The 21,996-nt window shown below is 66.1% G+C and carries 20 protein-coding genes; 16 read left to right on the forward strand and 4 right to left on the reverse strand.

Annotation, left to right across the window (positions count from 1 at the left end):
• Nucleotides 1-3: 3 nt before the first annotated feature.
• The 12 genes from KVT32_RS17910 to KVT32_RS17965 all read left to right on the forward strand — a co-directional run bounded on the left by KVT32_RS17910 (nt 4) and on the right by KVT32_RS17965 (nt 14,603).
• A complete protein-coding gene (locus KVT32_RS17910) occupies nt 4-1,140 on the forward strand; it encodes a hypothetical protein (protein WP_217618594.1) in 1,137 nt (378 codons plus the stop codon).
• Nucleotides 1,137-2,291 (forward strand): hypothetical protein, encoded by a 1,155-nt coding sequence (locus KVT32_RS17915; RefSeq protein WP_217618595.1) that lies wholly within the window; start codon nt 1,137-1,139, stop codon nt 2,289-2,291. The genes KVT32_RS17910 and KVT32_RS17915 overlap by 4 nt, the downstream gene beginning before the upstream one ends.
• A 283-nt stretch (nt 2,292-2,574) precedes the next feature.
• Entirely contained in the window at nt 2,575-3,420 is an 846-nt protein-coding gene (locus KVT32_RS17920; protein ID WP_152382842.1) for an ABC transporter permease, read from the forward strand.
• A gap of 3 nt (nt 3,421-3,423) precedes the next feature.
• Nucleotides 3,424-4,470, forward strand: coding sequence for an ABC transporter ATP-binding protein (locus tag KVT32_RS17925; protein WP_175156499.1), 1,047 nt, complete (start codon nt 3,424-3,426; stop codon nt 4,468-4,470).
• An 8-nt stretch (nt 4,471-4,478) separates the two neighbouring features.
• Nucleotides 4,479-5,360, forward strand: coding sequence for an ABC transporter permease (locus KVT32_RS17930; protein ID WP_056319944.1), 882 nt, complete (start codon nt 4,479-4,481; stop codon nt 5,358-5,360).
• 27 nt (nt 5,361-5,387) lie between these two features.
• Entirely contained in the window at nt 5,388-6,635 is a 1,248-nt protein-coding gene (locus tag KVT32_RS17935) for an amidohydrolase family protein (RefSeq protein ID WP_056319941.1), read from the forward strand.
• Between the two features lie 5 nt (nt 6,636-6,640).
• Entirely contained in the window at nt 6,641-8,308 is a 1,668-nt protein-coding gene (locus KVT32_RS17940; RefSeq protein ID WP_217618596.1) for an amidohydrolase family protein, read from the forward strand.
• Nucleotides 8,308-9,291, forward strand: coding sequence for a GTP-binding protein (locus KVT32_RS17945; RefSeq protein WP_217618597.1), 984 nt, complete (start codon nt 8,308-8,310; stop codon nt 9,289-9,291). The genes KVT32_RS17940 and KVT32_RS17945 overlap by 1 nt, the downstream gene beginning before the upstream one ends.
• 89 nt (nt 9,292-9,380) lie before the next feature.
• On the forward strand, nt 9,381-10,430 hold the full coding sequence (locus KVT32_RS17950; protein WP_056319935.1) for an ABC transporter substrate-binding protein: 1,050 nt from the start codon (nt 9,381-9,383) through the stop codon (nt 10,428-10,430).
• A 277-nt stretch (nt 10,431-10,707) separates the two neighbouring features.
• Nucleotides 10,708-12,720, forward strand: a complete 2,013-nt coding sequence (locus KVT32_RS17955) for a TonB-dependent receptor domain-containing protein (protein WP_217618609.1) — start codon at nt 10,708-10,710, stop codon at nt 12,718-12,720.
• Nucleotides 12,721-12,801: 81 nt separating this feature from the next.
• Nucleotides 12,802-13,587 carry a 2-oxo-tetronate isomerase gene (gene otnI / locus KVT32_RS17960; protein ID WP_217618598.1) on the forward strand — a complete coding sequence of 262 codons (786 nt, stop codon included), beginning with the start codon at nt 12,802-12,804 and terminating at the stop codon, nt 13,585-13,587.
• A 44-nt stretch (nt 13,588-13,631) separates the two neighbouring features.
• Nucleotides 13,632-14,603 carry a tripartite tricarboxylate transporter substrate binding protein gene (locus KVT32_RS17965; protein WP_217618599.1) on the forward strand — a complete coding sequence of 324 codons (972 nt, stop codon included), beginning with the start codon at nt 13,632-13,634 and terminating at the stop codon, nt 14,601-14,603.
• Nucleotides 14,604-14,757: 154 nt separating this feature from the next.
• On the opposite strand, the gene KVT32_RS17970 is transcribed toward KVT32_RS17965, so the two are convergent.
• Nucleotides 14,758-15,663: an EamA family transporter gene (locus tag KVT32_RS17970; RefSeq protein ID WP_217618600.1), complete on the reverse strand. Its 906-nt coding sequence runs from the start codon at nt 15,661-15,663 to the stop codon at nt 14,758-14,760.
• A gap of 53 nt (nt 15,664-15,716) precedes the next feature.
• Nucleotides 15,717-16,361, reverse strand: a complete 645-nt coding sequence (locus KVT32_RS17975; protein WP_217618601.1) for a LysE family translocator — start codon at nt 16,359-16,361, stop codon at nt 15,717-15,719.
• A 207-nt stretch (nt 16,362-16,568) separates the two neighbouring features.
• Here KVT32_RS17975 and KVT32_RS17980 point away from each other — a divergent pair, with 207 nt between their 5' ends.
• Nucleotides 16,569-17,039, forward strand: coding sequence for an Lrp/AsnC family transcriptional regulator (locus KVT32_RS17980; protein WP_056319925.1), 471 nt, complete (start codon nt 16,569-16,571; stop codon nt 17,037-17,039).
• Between the two features lie 33 nt (nt 17,040-17,072).
• Here KVT32_RS17980 and KVT32_RS17985 read toward each other — a convergent pair whose 3' ends face one another.
• The gene (locus tag KVT32_RS17985) at nt 17,073-19,532 is read right to left on the reverse strand and encodes a mechanosensitive ion channel family protein (protein WP_217618602.1); all 2,460 of its coding nucleotides are present in this window, start codon (nt 19,530-19,532) and stop codon (nt 17,073-17,075) included.
• A 238-nt stretch (nt 19,533-19,770) separates the two neighbouring features.
• On the opposite strand from KVT32_RS17985, the gene KVT32_RS17990 reads away from it, so the two are divergent.
• The gene (locus tag KVT32_RS17990; protein WP_152382833.1) at nt 19,771-20,319 is read left to right on the forward strand and encodes a MarR family transcriptional regulator; all 549 of its coding nucleotides are present in this window, start codon (nt 19,771-19,773) and stop codon (nt 20,317-20,319) included.
• A complete protein-coding gene (locus KVT32_RS17995; RefSeq protein ID WP_217484616.1) occupies nt 20,312-21,007 on the forward strand; it encodes a hypothetical protein in 696 nt (231 codons plus the stop codon). Before KVT32_RS17990 ends, KVT32_RS17995 begins: the two co-directional genes overlap by 8 nt.
• Nucleotides 21,008-21,091: 84 nt before the next feature.
• Here KVT32_RS17995 and KVT32_RS18000 read toward each other — a convergent pair whose 3' ends face one another.
• On the reverse strand, nt 21,092-21,514 hold the full coding sequence (locus KVT32_RS18000) for a 50S ribosome-binding protein YggL (RefSeq protein ID WP_217618603.1): 423 nt from the start codon (nt 21,512-21,514) through the stop codon (nt 21,092-21,094).
• A gap of 195 nt (nt 21,515-21,709) precedes the next feature.
• Here KVT32_RS18000 and KVT32_RS18005 point away from each other — a divergent pair.
• On the forward strand, nt 21,710-21,996 hold a 287-nt coding region (locus tag KVT32_RS18005; protein ID WP_217618604.1), incomplete at its 3' end, for an Arm DNA-binding domain-containing protein.

A 21,996-nucleotide genomic window follows, 5' to 3' on the forward strand; every position in this document is an offset into this window, starting at 1 on the left:
GGCATGCAACGTTTCTTCAATGGCGCGTGGTACCGCGGGTTCCTGCTCTGCTGCGCCTACGTGGTGGTGGCGGCGGCCGTCATGAACGGCTTCTACACCAAGTGGCGGCTCAACGACGGCCACGCGGCCCTCGGGCTGACGCAGATGGTCGAGGGCACGGCCTACCGCCCCTATGTGTATCGCCAGTTCGTGCCGGCGCTGGCCAATGGCATCCAGTCGCTGCTGCCGCCGTCCACCGTGGCGCGCCTGTCCGAACGCCTTGCCGAACCCCGGCGGGTGGACAGCCGCTCGGGCCTGGCAATGCGCTATCCGGGGTCCGAGGCCCTCATGCCGGCCGTGACTCTGCGCTATCACCTGGTCTACTACCTGACCTTCGCCGCGCTGCTGACCTCGCTTTTCGTCATGCGCCGCGTGGCGCTGCGGGCGGGGGCTGGCGCCGCGGCCGCCACGATCGCGCCCGCGCTGCTTGCGATGGTGGTGCCGTTCTTTCTGACCGAGGGCGGCTTTTTCTATGACTTCGTCGAACTGATGTTCATCATGAGCGCCGTGCTGCTGGCGCTGGGCGCATCGCGCCAGACGCCGGTGCGGCTGTGCGCGTTGGTGGCGCTGGCCGGGCTGGCCACCTGGAACAAGGAAGCCTTCTTCTTTTTCACGCCCGCGCTGTATCCGCTCTTGCGGCGCAACCTGCCGCGGATGCACGCCGCAGGCGTGGTGGGCGTGCTGCTGCTGGTTAGCGGCTGCGTCTATCTGGCGCTGCGCCTGCGCTACGCGGGCAACCCCGGTTCGACGGTCGATTACCAGCTGTGGGACAACCTGCGCTTTTACGTGGACCCCGGCAACTGGCTGCGAACCGAGAACACCTATGGCGTCCTCTTGCCGCGCGGCTTCAGCATCGTGAGCATGCTGGCCTTTGCCGGCATTGCCATCCAAGGCTGGACGCGCCTGCCCCAGCCCCTGCGCTGGCACGCGCAGATGGCGCTGGCGATCAACCTGCCGCTGTTCCTGTTGTTCTGCTCGCCAGGCGAAATGCGCAACCTGAGCATGCTCTATCCGTCCCTGCTGTGCCTGCTGGCGCTGGCGCTGGCCAAATGGCTGGGCCCGCAGGGCGTCTCCCAACCGGCTGCTTCGGAAGTCCGATGATCCGTTTTTTCAATAGCGTGGTTTACCGCCGCTTTCTGCTGGCGATGTTGTATGTGATGGTGGCTGCGGCAGCCTTCAACGGTTTCTATACGAAGTGGCGGCTAAACGACGGGCATGGCCCGCATTCGCTGGCGGCCATGGTGGACGGCACCGCCCACCGTCCCTACGTGTACCGGCAATTTGCGCCGGCCATCGCCAACGGCATTCAGGACTTGCTGCCGGCCGCGACGGTGGCGCGTCTGTCCGAACGGCTGACCGAGCCGCGCCGCGTGAACAGCCGCTCGGGGCTGGCGATGCGCTATCCGGAATCGGAAGCGATGCAGGCCCCCGTGACGCTGCGCTATCACCTCGTCTATTACCTGACCTTCGCGGCGCTGCTCGGCTCGCTGTTCGCCATGCGGTCGGTGTGTCTTGCGGCAGGCGCCAGCGGGGCTGCGGCCACCGCCGCGCCGATGGTCATCGCGCTGCTGTTGCCCTTCTTCCTGACCGAGGGCGGCTTCTTCTACGACTTCTTCGAAGTGCTGTTCATGGCGTGCGCGATCCTGCTGGCCTGGCGCATTCCCGTGGAGCGCCCCATGCGTGCGGCGGGGCGGCTGGGCCTTCTGGCCGTCGTCGCGGCCATGGCGACATGGAACAAGGAGGCGTTCTTCTTCTATGTGGTGACGCTGTATCCGTTTCTGCGGCGCAGCCTGCCGCGCATCAAGGCAGCAGGCGTCGTGGCGGCCCTGGTGTTCGTCTGCGGCTGCGTGTATCTGGCGCTGCGCATGCGCTATGCGGGCAATCCCGGCGGCGCGGTGAGCTTCCAGCCGGGCGCGAATTTCTTCTACTTCCTGGATCCGGGCAACTGGTTCCGTACCGAAAGCACCTACGGCGTCGCGCTGCCCAAGGGCTTGAGCGCGGTGATGGTGCTGATGATCGCGGGCGTGGCCGCGACCGGCTGGCGCCTGCTGCCCACGCCGTTTCGCGTGCACGTGCTGATGGCGCTGGCGGTCAACGTGCCGCTCTTCCTGCTGTTCGCCGCCGAGGGCGAGGCGCGCAACCTGAGCATGCTGTATCCGTCGCTGCTAGCCCTGATGTCGATGGCGCTGACCGCGTGGATCGGCGCGGCGGCCGCATCGCCATCGGCTGCGCTTCGCGCTGCCGATTCCTGACGCGCGACCCGGACGGCGCAGTGAGGGCGGGGGCGCGGTAGCTGCGCGCCTCAGCGCAGGTTGCACCTGCCTCGGCCAGCGTTCGCAGCGGGTTGCACCCGTGGCGGGGCTACTGCAGGGATAACCCGCGAGTTTTGGCGTGCCGTGGGTTATCCCTACTTGAGCCGGGCAGCAACCGGTCGATATGCTTCGGTTAACCGTAGGGACCGCAGAGTCTTTCGGAGGAGTTTCAAACCGAGCCGGCAGTTGCTGAAAGGAACCGGATTTGCATAATGCACCTCCTTTGGATTCAGCCGTCGCGGTCTCGCGGGACAAGCCAGTGCGCGTGATCCCGTGGGCCACGTGGCTGCACCGCGTTTTCGTGGTTCTCATGTATGCGTTCATGCTTAGCCCCATCGTGCTGGTGGTCTGGCTGAGCTTCTTCAAGGACGCCATCCTCTATTTCCCGCCATCGGGCTATACGCTCTCCTGGTACGTCAAGGCCTGGGAGAACCCCGCGTTCGCCAACGGCTTCCTTTTCAGCCTGCAGGTGTCGCTGGTGGCCGCGTTCATCGGCGTGGTGATGGGCGTGCTGGCGGCGGTCGCGATCGCGCGCTACCGCTTCGCGGGCAGCAAGGGCGTCAACACCTTGCTGCTGTCGCCGCTGCTGATTCCCGGCATCGTCGCGGGCGTGGCCGTCTATCTCTTTTACCTGCGCGCTGAAAACGTGCTGGACCAGGATCTTGTCGGCACGTTCGGCGGTCTGGTCATTGCGCACGTGTGCCTCACCATTCCTTGGACCGTGCGTCTGGTCACGGCGGGCATGGCCGGGCTGGACGGCTCCATCGAGGAAGCCGCTCGCAACCTGGGCGCAAGCGCGCCCAAGGCATTCATGCGCGTGACGCTGCCCATGCTGCGGCCGTCCATCGTCGCCGCGGCGCTGTTCAGTTTTGTCGTGTCGTTCGAGAACCTGGAGCTGTCGCTGTCGCTGGTGGGCCCTGGGCGCACGACGCTGCCGATCGCGATCATGCAGTACCTCGAATTCAACCTGGACCCGACCATCGCGTCGGTGGCCTCGGTGCAAATCCTGCTGTTGGGCATCATCATGCTTGTGACCGACCGCTACGTGAAACTCAGTCAGGTGGTGTAAGAAATGGCGAAGGTCTCAATCGAAAACATCCGCAAGCAGTTCGGCGCGGCGGTCGCGGTGTCGGATTTTTCCCTGGAGATTGCCGAAGGCGAGCTGGTCACCTTTCTGGGTCCCAGCGGTTGCGGCAAGACGACGACGCTGCGCATGATTGCCGGCTTCATCACGCCGACGTCGGGGCGCATCCGCATTGGCGAAACCGACGTCACGCGGCTGCCGGTGCACAAGCGCGATACCGGCATGGTGTTCCAGCGCTATGCGCTGTTTCCGCACATGACGGTGGCCGAGAACGTGGCGTTCGGCCTGGAAATGCACAAGGTGCCCAAGGCCGACCGCGATGCGAAGATCCGTCGTGTGCTGGACATGGTGCGCATGACTGAGCTGCGCGACCGCTATCCGCGCCAGTTGTCCGGCGGCCAGCAGCAGCGCGTGGCAATTGCGCGCGCGCTGGCGATCGAACCCAAGGTGTTCCTGCTGGATGAACCGCTGTCCAACCTGGACGCCAAGCTGCGCCTGGAAGTGCGCGAGGAAATCCGCGCGTTGCAACGGCGCCTGGGCCTGACCACCGTCTTTGTCACGCACGACCAGGAAGAGGCGCTGGCGATTGCGGACCGCATGGCCATCATGCACGACGGCATCGTGCAGCAGGTGGGCGCGCCCGACACGCTGTACGAACGGCCCGCCAACCTCTTCGTGGCGGACTTCCTGGGCAAGATGAACGTCTTCACGGGGCGCGGCCAGGCCGGCGATCAGTTCGAGACCAAGACCGGCCAGCGCATCGCGGCGCCGGGCGGCGGCAACGCCACGCATCTGGGCGTGCGGCCGGAGCGCGTGCGCCTGCAGACGCAGCCTTCCGGCGGCAACGCGCTGCCGGGCGTGATCGAGTCGTCGCTGTACCTGGGGTCGGTGCTTGAGGTGCGGGTGCAGCTCGATGGCGGCGACCGCCTGATCAGCCAGATCGTCAATGCGGGCGCGCGCGGCGCGCCGCCAGCCGCCGGCGAGCGCGTCTATGCGTGCTTCGAGCCCGACGACTGCGTCGCCTTCACGCAATAGGAGGCGCCATGACGACCGCAACGCAGGATGGGCGCCCCAGCCGATGGCTGGGCCCCGGGCTGGCCTTTCCGGCCTCGCTGGTGGTGCTGGTGATCATCATGATCCCGATCCTTCAGCTGGCGCGCTACAGCTTCAATCATTTCGACCCGGTCGAGATGATGCAGACCGCCTTCACGTTCGAGAACTACGCCAAGTTCTTCGGCGATCCCTACTACCGCGACATCTTCTTCACCACGCTGGGCATCGCGGCGCTGTGCACGGTGCTGGCGCTGGTGCTGGGCTTTCCGGTGGCGTACTTTCTGGCGCGCACGCAAAGCCGCTACAAGAGCCTCTTTGTGATTCTGCTGGTGTTTCCGCTGATGGTGGGCAACGTGGTGCGCGCGGCCGGCTGGATGGTGGCGCTGGGTAACGCCGGCGTGGTCAACGCCGTGCTGCAGGGCCTGGGCATCATCGACAAGCCGCTGACGCTGATGTACACGCCGACCGCCGTCGTCATCGGCACCACCGCAGTCGTCATGCCGTACCTGATCCTGACGCTGCAAAGCGTGCTGGAAGGCATGGACCTGTCCGTGGAAGAGGCCGCGCGCAACGTGGGCGCCAGTTTCTTCACCACGTTCCGCCGCATCGTCTTGCCGATCGCCGCGCCGGGCGTGGCGGCGGGCACGATGCTGGTGTTCATCCTGTGCATGAACGCCTACGCCACGCCGGTGCTGCTGGGCGGCTCGGGCCTGACCATGATGGCGCCGGCGCTGTATGACCAGATCACCAAGGCCTCGAACTGGCCGTTTGGCGCCGCGCTGGCGGTCATCCTGGTCTGCGGCACGCTCGTCATCGCACTGATATCCAACTGGCTGATCCACCGGCGCTACATCAAGACCATGGCGTCCTGACCCAGACATCCCCCGAAGGAAATTCTCATGTCCGCTGTGCTGTTCAAGAATGCGAACCTGCTCGATCCGCTGCAATCCGAGCTGCTGGAAGGGCACCACGTCCTGGTGGAGGACGGTGTCATCAAGGAAGTGTCGGACAAGCCGATCACCGCGTCCTCGGCGCGCGTGATCGACGCCGCCGGCCGCACGCTGATGCCCGGCCTCATCGATCTGCACGTGCATGTGCTGGCCACGCAGTTGAATCTCAGCACGCAGGGCGTCCTGCCCGACGCGCTGGTGATGATGCGCGCGGTGCCCATCATGGCGGCAATGCTGCGCCGGGGATTTACCACCGTGCGGGACGCGGGCGGCGCGGGCTGGGGCCTGAAGTGCGCCGTCAACGAAGGCACGGTCAAGGGACCGCGGCTGTTCATCTCGGGACGTGCCATCAGCCAGACGGGCGGTCATGGCGATCCGCGTCCGCGTTCGGACCACCTGCGTCCCATGAGCTTTTGCGGCTGCTGCTTCCGGGCGGGCGACATCGGCCGCGTGGCCGACGGCATCGACGACGTGCGCAAGGCCGTGCGCCAGGAACTGCAGATGGGCGCGGACCAGATCAAGATGATGGCCTCGGGCGGCGTGGCGTCGCCCACCGATCCCATTGCGTCCTTTGGCTACTCAGAAGAGGAAATCCGCGTCATCGTCGATGAGGCGGCCAGCCGCCAGACGTACGTGATGGCGCATTCCTATACCGCCGACGCCATCGAGCGCGCCATCCGCAACGGCGTGCGCACCATCGAACACGGCAATCTGGTCGACGAGCGCGTGGCGCGTTTCATGGCCGAGAAGGGCGCGTTCGTGGTGCCGACGCTGGTGACCTACGAGGCGCTGGCCAACGAAGGCGCCGATTACGGTCTGCCGGCCGATTCCGTGGCCAAGATCGCCACGGTGCGCACTGCTGGCCTGCATTCACTTGAGATCTACAAGAAGGCGGGCGTGAAGATCGGTTACGGCTCGGACCTGCTGGGCCCGTCACAGCGCCTGCAAAGCGACGAATTCCGTATCCGCCGCGAGGTGCTGTCCGCGCAGGAAGTCATCCAGTGCGCCACCACGACGGCGGCCGAAGTGCTGAACCAGGTCGGCCAGCTGGGCCGCATCCAGGAAGGGGCGCTGGCCGACATCCTGCTGGTGGACGGCGATCCGTACCGCGACCTGTCGTGCCTCTTGGGGCAGGGCGAGCACATCGGCCTCATCATGAAGGGCGGCGTCATCGAACATAACGACCTGGGGGTGTAGGGGCCATGAGCGATCCCACGTTTTCGCAGTCGGAAGTCGGCGAGGAATCCCGCGACGTCAACGCGGCCAAGGGGTGGCATCCGCCCTCGGCGCCCGCGCCTCGCGATCGCGGTCTGGGGCCGTTTCCGCGGCTGATCCTGCGCGGGGCCACGATCATCGACGGCACCGGCGCGCCGCCCTGGGGCCCAGTGGATATCGTGATCGAGAACGATCGCATCACCGCGCTGGTCAACGTGGGCACGCCGCACAAGGCCATCGACCCCAAGCGCCGTCCCGGCCCCGGCGATCACGAGATCGACTGCCACGGCAAGTTCGTGACGCCCGGTTTTGTCGACGCGCACGCGCACATCGGCACGCCGTATCACGCGATGAGCGGCATCGTGCCGCCCGCCGACTACATCTACAAGCTGTGGCTGGCGCATGGCGTGACCACGGTGCGCGAGATGGGCGCGATGGGCGGCCTGGGCTGGACGATGGAGCAGCGCGAGCTGTCCGCGGCCAACCAGATCGCGGCGCCGCGCATGATCGTGCATTCCGTGTTTCCCGCCGTGAACGACCGCGTCAAGACCATCCACACGCCGGAGCAGGGCCGCGAATGGGTGCGCAAGCTGGCCGCGCGCGGCGCGGACGGCATCAAGTTCTTTGGGGCGCCGCCGGCCATCATGGAGGCGGCGCTGGACGAGGCGGCCAAGGTGGGCCTGCGTTCGGGCTGCCATCACGCCCAGATGGCGGTGACGCGCGTGAATGCGCTGAAATCCGCGCGCTGGGGACTGACCAGCTCCGAACACTACTACGGCCTGCCCGAGGCGCTGTTCGAAGACCGCGTGGTGCAGTCGTTTCCCACGGACTACAACTACAGCGACGAGTACTACCGCTTCGCGGTGGCGGGCCAGACCTTCATGCAGGCCGCGCAGCCAGGTTCGGCCAAGTGGCGCCAGGTCATGGACGAGTTCCTGGAAATCGGTCACACCTTCGTGCCCACGTTCAACATCTACGACGCTAACCGCGACCTGATGCGCGCGCGCCGCGCGGACTGGCACGACGAGTACACGTGGAAGGCGGTGTGGCGCTACTTCCAGCCGCAGCGCGGCGGCCACGGCGCCTACTGGTATCGCTGGAGCACCACCAACGAAATCGAATGGAAGCAGAACTACCGGCTGTGGATGCAGTTCATCAACGAATACAAGAACCTGGGCGGACGCGTCTGCGCGGGCAGCGATTCGGGCTTCATCTACCAGATCTACGGCTTCGGCTTCATCCGCGAACTGGAACTGCTGCAGGAAGCGGGCTTTCATCCCATCGAGGTGCTGCGCGCGGCCACGTCGCACAGCGCGGCGCTGCTGGGCATCGATGACGACACCGGCTCCATCGACGTGCAAAAGCGCGCCGACCTCTTGATCCACGACCAGAATCCGCTCACCGACTTCAAGCTGCTGTTCGGCACCGGCGCCATGCGCCTGAACGACGACACCGCCAAGGTCGAATGGAAGCGCTGCCTGCAGACCACCATCAAGTCGGGCGTGGTGTACGACACCGCCGAGCTGCTGGCGGACGTGCGCGCGATGGTGCGGGACAGCTGGGCAGACGATCCCGACGGCGAGCGCCCGCCCACCGGCGGCGCACCGGCCGGGTCGCCCTGCGACTCGGGCGCTCCGGGCGAGGACGTGACCTGATGGCCGTCGACCTTTTCCTGTTGTGCGGGTTCCTGGGCAGCGGCAAGACGACGCTGCTGGTGGACTACCTGCGCGATCCGGAATCGCGCGATACGGGCGTGATCGTCAACGAGGCGGGCGAGGTCGGCGTGGACGGGGCCATCGTGGCCAACGACAGCGACAACGTGCCGATGACCTTGATGGCCAACGGCTGCGTGTGCTGCTCGTTGCGCAGCGATCTGGTCTACACGCTGAGCGCGCTGCTGGATGCGCCCCGGCCCGAAGGCGAGGGTCCGTTGCAACGCGTCGTCCTGGAGTGCAGTGGCCTGTCGCGGCCCGGACCCATCATCGCGTCGCTGGCGGATCCGGAGTTGGCCAGCCGCGGCCTGCGGCTGACGGTGGTCTGCACCGACGACTGCGCGCGCGATCCCGACGCGCTGGCCGAGATGGACGAAGCGATGGCGCAGTTTGGCGCGGCCCATCGCATCGTATTGACCAAGACCGATCTGCTCCCGGCCGTGCCCGGCGCGCTGGGCGAACGCGCCGCGCGCGCCGAGGCGTTGAATCCGCTTGCCGAGATCGTCGCGGAGCCGGATCGCCGGCGCGCGGTGCAGGCCGCGTTCGCGCCGTCGCAAGGCACGTCCGACCTGGCCGGCCTTGCGGCGCGAGTGCTTGCCTCAGGCGGGCAGGGCGCGGCGCATCCGCGCATCCGCGTCATGGCGGCACGCGCGCAAGGCGGTATCAGCTGGACCGATTTTTCCGAGTGGCTGGATAACCTGGCCGGCCTGTGCGGCGACCGTCTGCTGCGCGTGAAGGCGGTGGTGCGCGTCACGGATTGCGAGGAACCCATCCTGATCCAGTCGGTCGGCTCGACGTTCAGCCTGCCGCAGCGGCTGACGCGGCAGCCCGATGCGCGCGACGCGATCATCGTGATCGCGCGCGACATCGAAGCCGACGAGATCCGCGCGTCCGCGCCGGATGCGCCGGTGCAAATGCTGGTCTGAATCCTGTTGAACCCAAGGCCGCGCGCCAGACTGGCCTGCCGCGCGGCGCATCGTAGCAAGTCGTCAGTTCCCTTCGATACGAGGTTGTTATGCAAGAGAAAAACCTGAATCGCCGTGGCTTCATCAAGACCGCCTCCGGCCTGGCCCTGGCGCCCGCCCTGGGCTGGCTGCCCGGCATGGCCAATGCGGCCGAAAAGGAAATCGTGGTGGGCACCTGGGGCGGCGATTACCAGAACCTGCTGCAGCAGATCATCAATCCCATCGTCGCCAAGCAGGATGTGAAGGTGGTCTACGACACGGGTAACGCCGTGGGGCGCGTGACCAAGCTGCGCGCCGAGAAGAACTCGCGCCGCGGCAGCATGGACGTGGCGCTGCTGGGCGAAGTCGACATGTACGACGCCGAGCGCTCGGGCACGCTGGAGCCGCTGGACACCAAGAAGCTGCCCAACCTGGCCAACGCCATCGACACGCTGAAGACGCCGTATTCGATTCCGCACATCTTCAGCGCGATGACCCTGGTCTACAACACCGAGAAGTTCCCGACCCCGCCGGATTCGCTGCAGGTGCTGCTGGATCCGAAGTGGAAGGGCCAGGTCGGCTTCTCCGACATTCTCTATCTCTACAACTCGGTCTTCGTGGGCCTGGGCGCGGACGGCAACACCAAGGATTTCGAGGGCGGCAAGCGCTTTCTTGCCAAGCTCAAGCCCAACGCGCCGCGCATCTACCCGTCCAACGAAGCCGTTGCCGCCGCCTTCAAGTCCGGCGAAATCGCGATCGCCGTCATGTGGAAGGCGCGCGCGCTGCAATGGAAGGACAGCGGTCTGCCGCTGGGCTTCGTCATCCCCAAGGAAGGCTCTGTGCCGGTGTCGTTTGAAGCGGCCGTCGCCAAGAACAGCCGCAACAAGGATGCGGCCTGGGCCTACCTGAACGCCATGCTGGATCCGCAAGGGCAGATCGGCTTTGCCGAAAAGATGGGCTACGCGCCCACCGTGACCAACGCGCAGTTGCCGGAAGCCTTGAAGCGGGTCGGCTTTTCGGACGCCGAGGTCAAGCTGCTGCACGCCTACGACCTGAAGGGCTTGACCGAGAAGAAGGCGGACATGCTCGAGTTCTGGAACAAGGAGTTCAAGGCGGGCTGATCGACGGGCGGGCGCCGTTTCCGCACGTCTGGTTGTCGGTTTCATCGTTGTCCGCGTCATCGAAGCGCGATTCCCGCATGGGAATCGCGCTTTTTCATTGGGGAGGCGCTGCGTCAGTTATGAAATGTTATATCATCCGACTGCGTTTTGTAATGATATAACATCCGAGAGAGCGAAGATGAAAGGAAAGAAGCTGGGGTTGGGGAAAGCGCGCGTGAAGGTCTTGCGCAGCCGTTCACATGGCCGGGCGCCGTTGAAACCGCTGGTGTGCTCGCTGATGCTGATGGCGCCCGTGGCGCAGGCGCAGACCGCGAGCGAGACGCGCGCGCAGACCGTCGCGCCGATCACCGTGTCCGCCAACCCGTTGGGGCTGGACTTGAACAGCACCACGCTGCCCGCCTCGGTCCTGGAAGGGGACGCGCTGATCGAGCAGCGCAACGGGACGCTGGGCGAGACCCTCAAGAACCTGCCGGGCGTGAACAGCGACACGTTTGGCGGCGGCGCCAGCCGCCCGGTGATCCGCGGGCAGACCGCGCCGCGCGTGAAGGTGCTGTCCGATGGGTCCGAAGTGATGGACGCCTCGGCTATCTCTCCTGACCATGCCGTGACGGTCGAGCCCCTTTTGGCTGATCGCATCGAGGTCCTGCGCGGGCCGGCCACGCTGCTGTACGGCGGCGGCGCGATCGGCGGCGTGGTGAACGTGGTGGACAAGAAAATCCCGACCGAGGTGCCGGAGAAAGGCATCGCCGCCGAAGCTGAGCTGCGCGGCGCCACCGGCACCAAGGAGCGCGCCGGTGCCGTGGGCATCACGGCGGGCGAAGGCCAGTTCGCGGTGCGCGTCGAAGGCATGAAGCGCCGCACCAGCGACTACGACGTGCCGGATTGGCCCGGCGGCACGCTGGAAGGCTCGTACAGCGAATCGACGCAGGGCTCGGTGGGCATGTCGTGGATCACGCCGCGCGGCTATGTGGGCGTGGCCTTCACGCACCTGCAAAGCGAATACGGCCTGCCCGGCCACAACCACGAGTACGAGGGCTGCCATCCGCACGGCACGCATCTGCACTGCGGCGGCCACGATCATGACCACGGCGACGAGGGCGAGGAAGACCACGACCACGATCACGAGCATGGCGGCGTGCCCTACGTGAAGCTGCGCAGCAACCGGGTGGATCTGCGCGCGGAATATCAGGATCCGTTTGCCGGCTTCGAGAAGATCCGCTTTCGCGGCGGCCTGACGGACTACCAGCACGATGAGATCGAAGGCGGCGAGGTTGGCACGCGCTTCAAGAACAAGGGCTACGACATGCGGGTGGAGCTGCAGCACAAGCCCATCGCCGGGTGGCGCGGCGTGATCGGTCTGCAGAATGCGTACAGCGATTTCAGCGCCGAAGGCGAAGAGGCGTTCCTGCCGCCCAGCAAGACGCGGTCGAACGGCATTTTCGTGCTGGAGGAATACCAGTTGAACGACTGGCGGTTCGAGCTGGGCGCGCGCCAGGACTGGCAGCGCGTGTCGCCGTCGGGCGGCGCGCCGCGCAGCAGCCTGTCGGGCACGTCGCTGTCGGCCGCCGCGATCTGGGACTTCGCGCCGCAGTATTCGGTGGCGTTGTCGCTGTCGCGCTCGCAGCGCCTGCCCAACGCGCAGGAACTGTATGCGGACGGCGTTCACCTTGCCACCAATACGTATGAACTGGGTAATCCGGACCTGACGCGCGAAACGTCGCACAACATCGACCTGACGCTGCGCAAGCATTCGGGCGACACGACGTTCTCGGCCAGCGTGTTCCACAACCGCGTCAAGAACTACATCTACGCCAATACGCTGGATCGCTTTGAGGATTTCCGCCTGATCGAATACACCCAGCAGGATGCGGAATTCACGGGCGTGGAAGGCGAGCTGCGGCACCAGTTCACGCCGGTCTTCTCGGCGGCGGTGTTCGGCGACTACGTGCGGGGCAGGCTGACGGGCGGCGACGGCAATCTGCCGCGCATTCCGGCAGGGCGCGCGGGCGTGCGCGGCAACTTAAAGTGGCAGCAGTGGTCGGGCGGCGTCGAATACGCCCGCGTGTTCGCGCAGAAGGACATTGCGGCGTACGAGGACACCACCCCGGGCTACAACATGGTCAACGCGGTCGTCGCGTATCGCGGCCAGTACGGCGCGACGGGCTACGAGGTCTACCTGCGCGGCACCAACCTGTTGAACAAGCTGGCCTACAACCACGCGTCGTTCATCTCGTCGGTGGCGCCGTTGCCCGGACGCAGCGTGTTGCTGGGCGTGCGCATGACGTACTGACCGGGTTGGGGGCGGCGCCCGGCTGTGCTATTTTCGGCGGATGCCGCCGCCCGCGGCGGCATCACGCGCCAGGAGCCCGCCATGCTGAAGTTCGCCGCCAATCTGTCGATGATGTACCCGGAACATGCGTTCCTGGACCGCTATGCGGCGGCAGCGGCCGACGGCTTCGCGGGCGTGGAATGCATGTTTCCGTATGAAGCGCCCGCCGCGTTCGTGCGCGAGCGCATGGATGCCGCCGGCGTGGCGCAGGTGCTGTTCAATGCGCCGCCCGGCATCACCGCGCAGGGCGACCGCGGCCTGGCGGCGCTGCCGGGCAGGCAGGAAGAGTTCCAGGCCGGCATCGAGCAGGCGCTCTGCTATGCCACCGCGCTGTCTTGTTCCAACGTCCACGTGATGGCGGGCGTAGTGCCGCCGGACGCGTCGCGCGATGAGATGCGGGACTGCTATCTGGCCAATCTGGACTGGGCTGCGCGCGAGGCCCGGTCCGCCGGCGTCACGCTGCTGATCGAGCCGATCAACACGCGCGACATCCCCGGCTACTTCCTGAACCGCCAGGACGAGGCGCACGCCGTCGTGCAGGCTGTCGACGCACCCAACCTGAAAGTCCAGATGGACCTCTATCACTGCCAGATCGTCGAGGGCGACGTCACCGCCAAGCTGCGCGAATACCTGCCCACCGGGCGGGTCGGCCATCTGCAGATCGCCGGGGTGCCGCTGCGCCAGGAGCCCGACCGCGGCGAACTCGATTACGGCTGGATCTTCGGCGTGCTGCGTGAGTTGCAGTACGGCGGTTGGATCGGCTGCGAGTACCGCCCCGCGGGTGCGACCTCGGCCGGCCTGCGTTGGCTGAACGCCGCCCGCGCCTGATCCCGCGCAATGCCCCCAATCGAAGTGCAAAAGGAGTGAGCTTCATGTTTCAGGGCGTGCTGCGCATGCTGTTGTCGGCCGCATTGGCGGCGGCCATTCCGGCCGCGTCGGTGGCGGGCGGATATCCCGATCGCCCCATTCGCTGGCTGGTGCCGTTCAGTGCTGGCGGCGGCAGCGATCTGGCCACGCGCATCGTGGCCCGTCATGTCGGCCAGACGCTGGGTCAGCCGGTGGTGGTCGAGAACCGGCCGGGCGCGGCCACCATCGTCGCCGCGCAGGAGGCCGCGCGCGCGCAGCCGGATGGCTACACGGTGCTGACCGCCGGCATGAGCACGCTGGCGCTCAACCCGTGGCTCTACAGCGATTTGCCCTACGATCCCCAGGCCGATTTCACGCCGGTGTCCACGCTGGTGGCGCTGCCCATCGTCCTGGTGACCGCCCCGGATTCCGGGCTGCGCACGCTGGACGACGTCAAGACCTATCTGAAGCGCAACGAGCCGGGCAGTTACGCCTCGCTGGGCGTGGGCAGTCCGCACCATCTGGCGATGGAATTGTTCATGGAAACGATCGGGGGACGCGCCACGGCCGTGCCGTACAAGGGGACGCCGCCGGCGCTTCAGGACGTTGCTGCTGGCGTGGTGCCGCTGATGATGGCGGACCTGGCCGCCGCGCGGCCGCTGATCCAGGCGGGCAGGCTGCATGCCATCGCGGTGCCGTCCGCCGCCCGATTCGGGCAACTGGCCAACGTGCCGACCTTTGCCGAGGCGGGCGGTCCGGCTTTCGAGGCGGCGGCCTGGCAGGGCGTGGTGGCCCCGGCCGGCACGCCGGCGCCGGTGGTGGAGACGCTTAGCCGCGCAATCCGGCAAGCCCTGGCCTCGCCGGACGTGGTCAAGCAGCTTACCTTGCAGGGCATGGAACCGGCGGGCAGCACGCCGCAGGCGTTCGAGGCTTACGCGCGGCAGGAGCACGCGCGCTGGGGCGCGGTCATCCGGAGCAAGGGGCTGTCGGCCGAGTGAACGGGCGGGTAACAGCCGCCGCAAGGGGTACGAGGGGCGAGCGATTTGTTGCGGCGGTGTCTGACACCCGTTGAGATGCCGCTGCAAGCGGACGATCCTCTCCCCAGGGTGTCAGACACCTGGTGAGACACCGTCCGCGCGCGTAGGAGTCTGATCAATCAGGCGCGGGGATCGGCGCCTTGCGGCTACGCTGCGCCGTGGCTGCGCAGCCGGCGGACGCGATGATGATGCCGCAAATCGCCAGCCATTGCGTCTGCGACAGGTGCTCGTTGAGCACCACCACCCCCGCCAGCGCGCCCATCGCCGGCTCCATGCTGAGCAGCACGCCGAAGGTCTTTTGCGGCAGCCGCCGCAGCGCCACCATTTCCAGCGAGTAAGGCAGGGCGCTGGACAGGATGCCGACGGCCACGCCGGCCAGGATCAGTTTGGGATCCAGCAGCGCCATGCCCGCGTGCGCCGCGCCGACCGGCAGGGCCACCATCGTGGCCGCCAGAAGGCCCAGCGACGTGGCCTGTCCGCCATGCACGTTTCCGGCCATCTTGCCGAAGATGATGTACAGCGCCCAGCACACGGCAGCGCCCAGTGCGTACGCGATGCCTTGCGGATCGAGGTCGTGCACGGACTGCCCGGTGGGGATCAGCAGGATCAGGCCGGCCAGCGCGCAGGCGATCCAGACGAAGTCGATGGCGCGCCGCGACAGCACGACGGCCAGCGTGAGCGGCCCGGTGAATTCGATGGCAATGGCAATGCCCAGCGGCAGGGTCTTGAGCGCCATGTAGAACAGCAGGTTCATGCACGCCAGCGTCACGCCATACAGGGCGATCTTTGCGGCGTTGCGGCGCGTGAGCGGAAAGCGCCAGGGCCGCCAGAAGGCCAGCAGGATGATGGCGCCGATGACGATGCGGTATGCGGTGGTGCCTTGCGCGCCCACTTCGGGAAACAGCGATTTGGCGAACGACGTGCCCACGCACAAGGAGGCCATGGCGCCGATCAGCGACAGGGTGGGCAGCAGGGTGGACGTGGCGCTGGGGTGTCCGTTGTTCAAGGTGGCGGCGGTCATGGAAGGCTGAGGGTGTGCAATGGCGTCGTCGGTTCAGGCGGGCGAATGAGCGGTCAGGGCTGTGGATGCATCGCCGTGGAAATCAGCACGTAGATCGCCAGCCCGAACATGATTGCGCCCAGCAGCCCCTGCTGCATGCGCAGGAACCAGGGGTTGCGTCCGACCCAGCCGCGGATGCGCGACGCGCCGTACGCAAAGCAGCTGCCGTACGGCAGGCTGAGCGCCTTCATCGTGACGCCCAGCACCAGCATCTGGATCCAGACCGGTCCGTTGTCCGGCGAGGTGAACTGCGGCAGGAAGGCGATCATGAAAAGCAGCACCTTCGGGTTCAGCAGATTGGTGATGAAGCCCTGCCAGAAGGCGTCGCGCGCGTCGCCGGGCCGGGCCGCCAGCGACACCTCGGCGGCGTTCGCGCACCGGCTCATGGCCTTGATGCCCAGGTAGCCCAGGTACAGGCCGCCCGCCGCCTTGATGCCGACGAACAGCGTGGGAAAGGTCCGCAGCACCGACGCCAGCCCCAGCACCACAGCGGGCACCTGGATGAACCCGGCCGCCACGTTGCCCAGCACGCTATGGAAGGCGGGGCGGAATCCCTGCGTCATGCCTCGCGACAGCGTAAGCGCCATGTCGGGGCCGGGCGTAAGCTTCAAGGCCGCATCGGCGGCCAGGAACAGCAGGAACAACTGGAGTGAGGGCATTGCGGGTGCAGCGTGAAAAATCCCGCATGTGCGGGCGGAGGGCTCCCAGTGTAAGCAAGCGGCCTGAATAATTCCTGCGTCCCGCGGCCCCGAAATGAAGTTTCCCGTCGAAATCGCGAAGGATTGCATCGCCGCCCCGATTAGAATCCTCGAATAGCCTCTCCCCGCGCCATCCTGGGCGCCATTTCCCCGCGTTCCGAGCGCCTCATGGAACTAGACGATTTCGACCTGCAGATCCTGCAAAGCCTGCAGGAAGACAACCAGCGCACCAGCCAGGACGTCGCGCAACGCGTGAACCTGTCGCCGGTATCGTGCCTACGCCGCATGAAGCGGCTGCGCGAAGCCAAGGTGGTGACGGCGGACGTGTCCGTCGTGGATCCCGCCGCCGTGGGCCGCGGCATCACGATGGTTGTGCTGGTGTCATTGGAAAGCGAACGCGCCGACAAACTCGACCAGTTCAAGCGCGCCATGCAGAACGCGCCCGAAATCATGCAATGCCTGTCGGTGACGGGCGAGGTCGATTTCGTGCTGACGCTCACCATGCGCGACATGGCCGAATACGAGGTGTTCGCGCAGCGTTACTTCTGGGGCAATCCGAACGTAAAGCGGTTCTCGACGCTGGTGGTGATGAGCCGGGTGAAGAACGGGTTGACGGTGCCGGTGATGGCCGGCGGGTGAACCGGCGCCGAGGCCGGCGCTTTAGGTACAGGTTCAGCCCGCAGGCGGGGCGTCCGGTCCGGGTTGCCTGGCCGCGAAGATCGCACGGCCCGCCTCTGCCGAAACACTGCGCAGGTGCAAGTCCCGCTGCGGAAAGGGGATCTGGATGCCCGCGTCACGCAGCGTGTCGTACATCCGCGCCAGCATGTCGCTGCGGATCTCGATCCACCGGTCGAAGTCATAGGTCCACGCGCGCAAGCTGAAATCCAGTGTGCTGGCGCCAAAGCCCATGAAGAGCACCATCGGCGCAGGCTCCGTGACGACGCCCGGCGTCTGCCGCGCGACGTCGTCCAGCAGCGCGAGCACCTGCCGCGGGTCGGTGCCGTAGGCCAGCCCGATGCTGATCTCGATCCTGCGGCTGCGGTCCAGCATCGTCCAGTTGGTCAGCTTGTCGGACAGCAGCGTGCCGTTCGGGACGATCACGTCGGCGCCGTCGAACGTCTTGATGCGGGTGGCGCGCATGCCGATATCCCGCACCTGGCCCGACGTGCCGCCGATCTCCACGACATCGCCGGGCTGGATCGGACGCTCGAACATCAGGATCAGGCCTGACACGAAGTTGTTCACCACGCCCTGCAGGCCAAAGCCGATGCCCACGCCCAAGGCGCCGAACACGATGGTGAGCTGGCTGGTCTGGAAACCCGCTGCCGACAGCGCGATGCCCAATCCCAGCAGCAGCACCAGGTAGTACGACAGCGAGGCGATGCTGTTGCCGACGCCGCGCGGCAGCGACATGCGGGTCAGAACCTCGTCGTGCAGGATAAGACGCACCGCGCGCGCGGCCCAGAAGGCAATCACGACCGAGATCGCGAAGACCAGGATGTTGCCCAGGCTGATCGAGACCTCGCCGACTTCCAGCGTATAGGACAGCACCTGCGTCACGAAGGCGTAGGTGGCGCGCAGGACGCGGAAGCGGTCCATGGTGTAGACCGCCCAGCCCACGACCGCGGCGGCGCTGAAAAGCCGGATCAGCAGCAGCACCAGCGGCGGCGCGTGTTCGCGCGCAAGCCGGAAGCGCGAAATGCCCTGGCGGGCCAGCAGAAGCTGCAGCAGCGTGATGATGACGGTCACGCCCGCGTACAGCACCAGCCCGAAGTAGCCGCTGCCGATGATGCCGCTGGTCAGCATCTCGGACAGCGACACATTGCCGATGAGGTTCGCGCCCAGCGACACGCACAGCAGTCCCGCTGCGCACCAGGCGACGGCGCGCAAGGCGCGCACCAGCCGCTCGGAGCCGGGCGGATAGGTCTGGCGCCGTCCGCGCGCCAGGAGCCACAAAATGGCCGTCAGGGCCGCCACCGCCGCGGCCACGGTCGACAGCCGATAGAAGAGGGTGTTGGCCAGGAACAGGAAGCCCAGCCGCTCGGCAAGGAAGAGCACGGTGATGACGCGCGGCCAATGGTCCAGATGCCGGCGGCTGGCGGGCGGAAGCAGGCGCAGCACCGGCACCGCCGCCAGCACCAGGGCGATCTGCTGCACCATCAACGGCGCGTCCGGCTCCAGGGCCAGCACGCCCATCATCGACAGCAGGACCCACGTGGAGATGGGCCGCCCGAGCACACCGGCGGCGGTTTCGCTCATGACGCCGGTGCGGATGGCGTTGCGGCTCTTTCTGGCCAGCCAGATCAGCAGCGGCAGCAGCAGCAGTTGCAACGTGTGCAGCGCGCGCTGATTGCTGGCGCCGGCGGCGCCATAGTCGCGCGCGAAGCGGACCTCGATGTCCAGACCCTGGCGCAGAAGGGTCATGGTGTCCTGGTCGGATTTTCCGGACCAGTCCAACGCCCAGAGCGGCGGCGAATCCACCCGCAATAGCCGCGCGTCGACGTAGCTGATCGCCTCCATCACCTGACGCTGGCCTGCCTTGATCTGTTCCTCGATCGCATTGGCCCGCTGTTCCAGTTCAACCTGGCGCGACAGCGGCACGGACAGCGCCTGGCTGGCCGCCAGCAATTGCGCGATCACCACGTCGACGCGGTCGGCCAATGCCGCCGGCAGCCCCGCCGCGCCCGGCGCATCCTTGATCGCCTGCCAGGCCGTGCGCCTACGCAGCAGCTCGGCCGCGTCGCTGGCGTACCAGGCCGTCGCCTGCCGCATGTCGGCCCGCCAGCGCGCCAGCCGCCGCACGTCGAAAAGCCAGTGCCGCTCCAGGCTTTCCAGCCGCATGATGGGAAAGTTGCGCAGCTGGGCCGGCTGGAATTCGTAGAGCTTTTCGTCGGCGGACTTGGCGATGGCATCGAGCGGCGGCATCAACGCGGTCAGCGGATCTGCCGTCGCCGCGCGCTGCAACACGCCCTCGGCGTACCGCAAATCCGTGTCCGCCCGCAGCGGAATCTCGGCCATCTGGATCGCGGCAGGCGGCGCGGCGGGCGCGGGCGTTTCCGCCGCAAGCGCCACGCGCGCCCATCCCAGGACCAGGCCAGACAGCCAGAAGAGGATTCGTGCGCGGGCGCGCATGGTGCGACTCCGTGGTGGGGGACGGACGTGCGGTTACTTGGCATCGACTGCGAAACGGCGGCATGTCACGATATCGCGAAATGCGGCGGGCCAGAAGGGCTGTTGCGGGAAGGGTTGTTCGCAAGCGTGCGGAAGGCTCCAATTTGGAAACCGCCTCTGGCGCTGAGCGCCGTATATAGCAGTTGCAAAAAACTGGTTCATGGGTGATATTCGCTATTCGCGAATAGCGAATATGCTCATGGACCTGAAGCCTCAAGACCTCCTGGTACTGCTCAAGGCTGCTGCCCACCCGCCGCAGCACTGGACCTACGCTGCGCTGGGTTCGGCGCTGCACATGAGCGCCTCGGAGGCTCACGCAAGCGTCAAGCGGGCTGTCGCGGCAGGGTTGGCGGTGGCGCCGGCACGCGGCAAATGGCGGCCGGTAAGAGCGAATATTCTGGAGTTTGTCGTCCACGGCGTGCGATATGTCTGGCCAGCGACACCGGGGCCGGTCAAGCGTGGCATTCCAACTGCTTTCGGCACCGAGCCGCTAGCTAGCCGCTTGAACGCCGCGCCGGGGGAGGCCCCCGTCTGGGCGCATCCCACGGGCGCCGCCAAGGGACCAACGCTTTCGCCGCTGTATCGCACGGCGCCGCAGGCCGCGCTTGCGGACCCGGCCTTGCACCGCATGCTGGCGTTGGTGGATGCCTTGCGCACAGGCAGAGCCCGTGAGCGCGACCTCGCTACCCAGCTTTTGGAGACCGAACTGATGCACGCCGATGCAGGAGTCCTCGATGCGAATGGATGACCCCAACTTGCCCTATTTACGCAGCATCGCCAGGGCGCTGGGTGAATTGCGGGAACAAGTTGTATTTGTCGGGGGCGCTGTGGCGGGCCTGCTGATCACGGACCCTTTGGCCGACCCCGTACGCGCGACGCGCGACGTGGACGCCGTGCTGGAGGCCAATCGTGCCGCTTTTCATAGGTTCGAAGAAGCCGTTGCGGCGCGTGGGTTTGCGCGCGATGTCAGCAGTGATGTCATTTGCCGCTGGGTGCACAAAGAATCCGGCGTGCTTTTCGATCTCATGCCCGTTCAGCCGGAGATCTTAGGCTTTTCCAATCGATGGTATTCCTACGCCGTCGAGACGGCTGGCGACATGGAGCTGGAATCTGGGGTGACGATCAAGCTGATTAGCGCCGTCGCGTTTGTCTCCACAAAATTGGAGGCGTTTGCTGGCCGGGGAGGTGGCGACTTCATGAACAGCCACGACTTGGAAGATGTATTGAACATCGTGGACGGTCGAGAAGAATTGGCCGCAGAACTTGCCGATTCGCCTGCCGCGTTGCGCCAGGCCGTGGGGTCCGCCATCGACAAACTCATCGAAAATCCCGATTTTGCGAATGTGCTTCCAGGCCTGCTTGCAGAGCCCGAGCGTGCCGACCTGATCATGGGACGGCTGAAAATGCTGAGGAGCTTAGATACCCGGGGGGCTTAGTGTGGGGGGCGACCGAGCGAGCAGTCTATTTGCTTGGCGCGGCGTGTGCTGCCTTTGGATTGCGAGCGACGCGTGGGTTAATGCCTATTCATAGCCGTAAAAGGCATCTCGGAATTCTCCCGCCTCGACTTCGGCGACTTCTGGGCGCTCCTTGAACCAGCGGACGACAGATTGCCGCTGTGCTTCAGTTGGAGATCCCACCGAAGTGAGCACCATGCCATCGATCCTGCCTCGACCGACGTAACCGGCAAAGTAGAGATCGCAGCTTTCGATCCACGCGATGAACGCATCGAGCAGCGCATCGCCATCATCGATGTCGCTAACGAGCGACCCGCGAACTTCGAAAAGACAGTCTTGGAATTCACCGACGTGCAACTTCTTGCGCTGGCGACGGTTGAGCCGGCGCAAGCGGCCATTTACCGGGGCAATCGATCGATATTTACGCACGGAGACCTCGCGGGCGTTGAAGACGGGGAGATGCGATGGAATTTGTACGCCGCGGTGCACGACCGCGATGTCGGCGTGGCACTCTCGCCCGCTAGCTATCGGGCAAGCAGCAGCCCGAGCTGGGGATACGATCCCCGGCATGGCGAAGATCTGAATTTTTGGTGGCCTGGGGCTCTATCGAAAGATGCCTTAGAACCCGCATGAACACTAGGTTTGCCTATACACATTTCCCAATGTACTGGAAACCTTACTGTTATGAAGATCGTAACCCCTCTTTCGGACGCTGTCATCCGAAGCGTCAAGCCTGGAGATCCCCGCAAGCGCCTGTCCGACGGCGACGGCCTGTACCTGTTGCCATTTTGCAACAGCGGGTCCCACGGCTGGAGGCTGGACTACACATTCAAGGGTGTCCGAAAGACCATTTCGCTCGGAACCTACCCCAAGGTCAGCCTGAAAACCGCCCGAGATCTGGCAAAAAAAGCGCGGACTGACTTGGTCATGGGCTTCGACCCAAGCGCACTTCGTAAGCGTGAGAAGGTCGA

It is taken from the genome of Achromobacter sp. GbtcB20 (assembly GCF_019091095.1).
In the GTDB taxonomy this organism is placed as follows: Bacteria; Pseudomonadota; Gammaproteobacteria; order Burkholderiales; family Burkholderiaceae_B; genus Achromobacter; species Achromobacter mucicolens.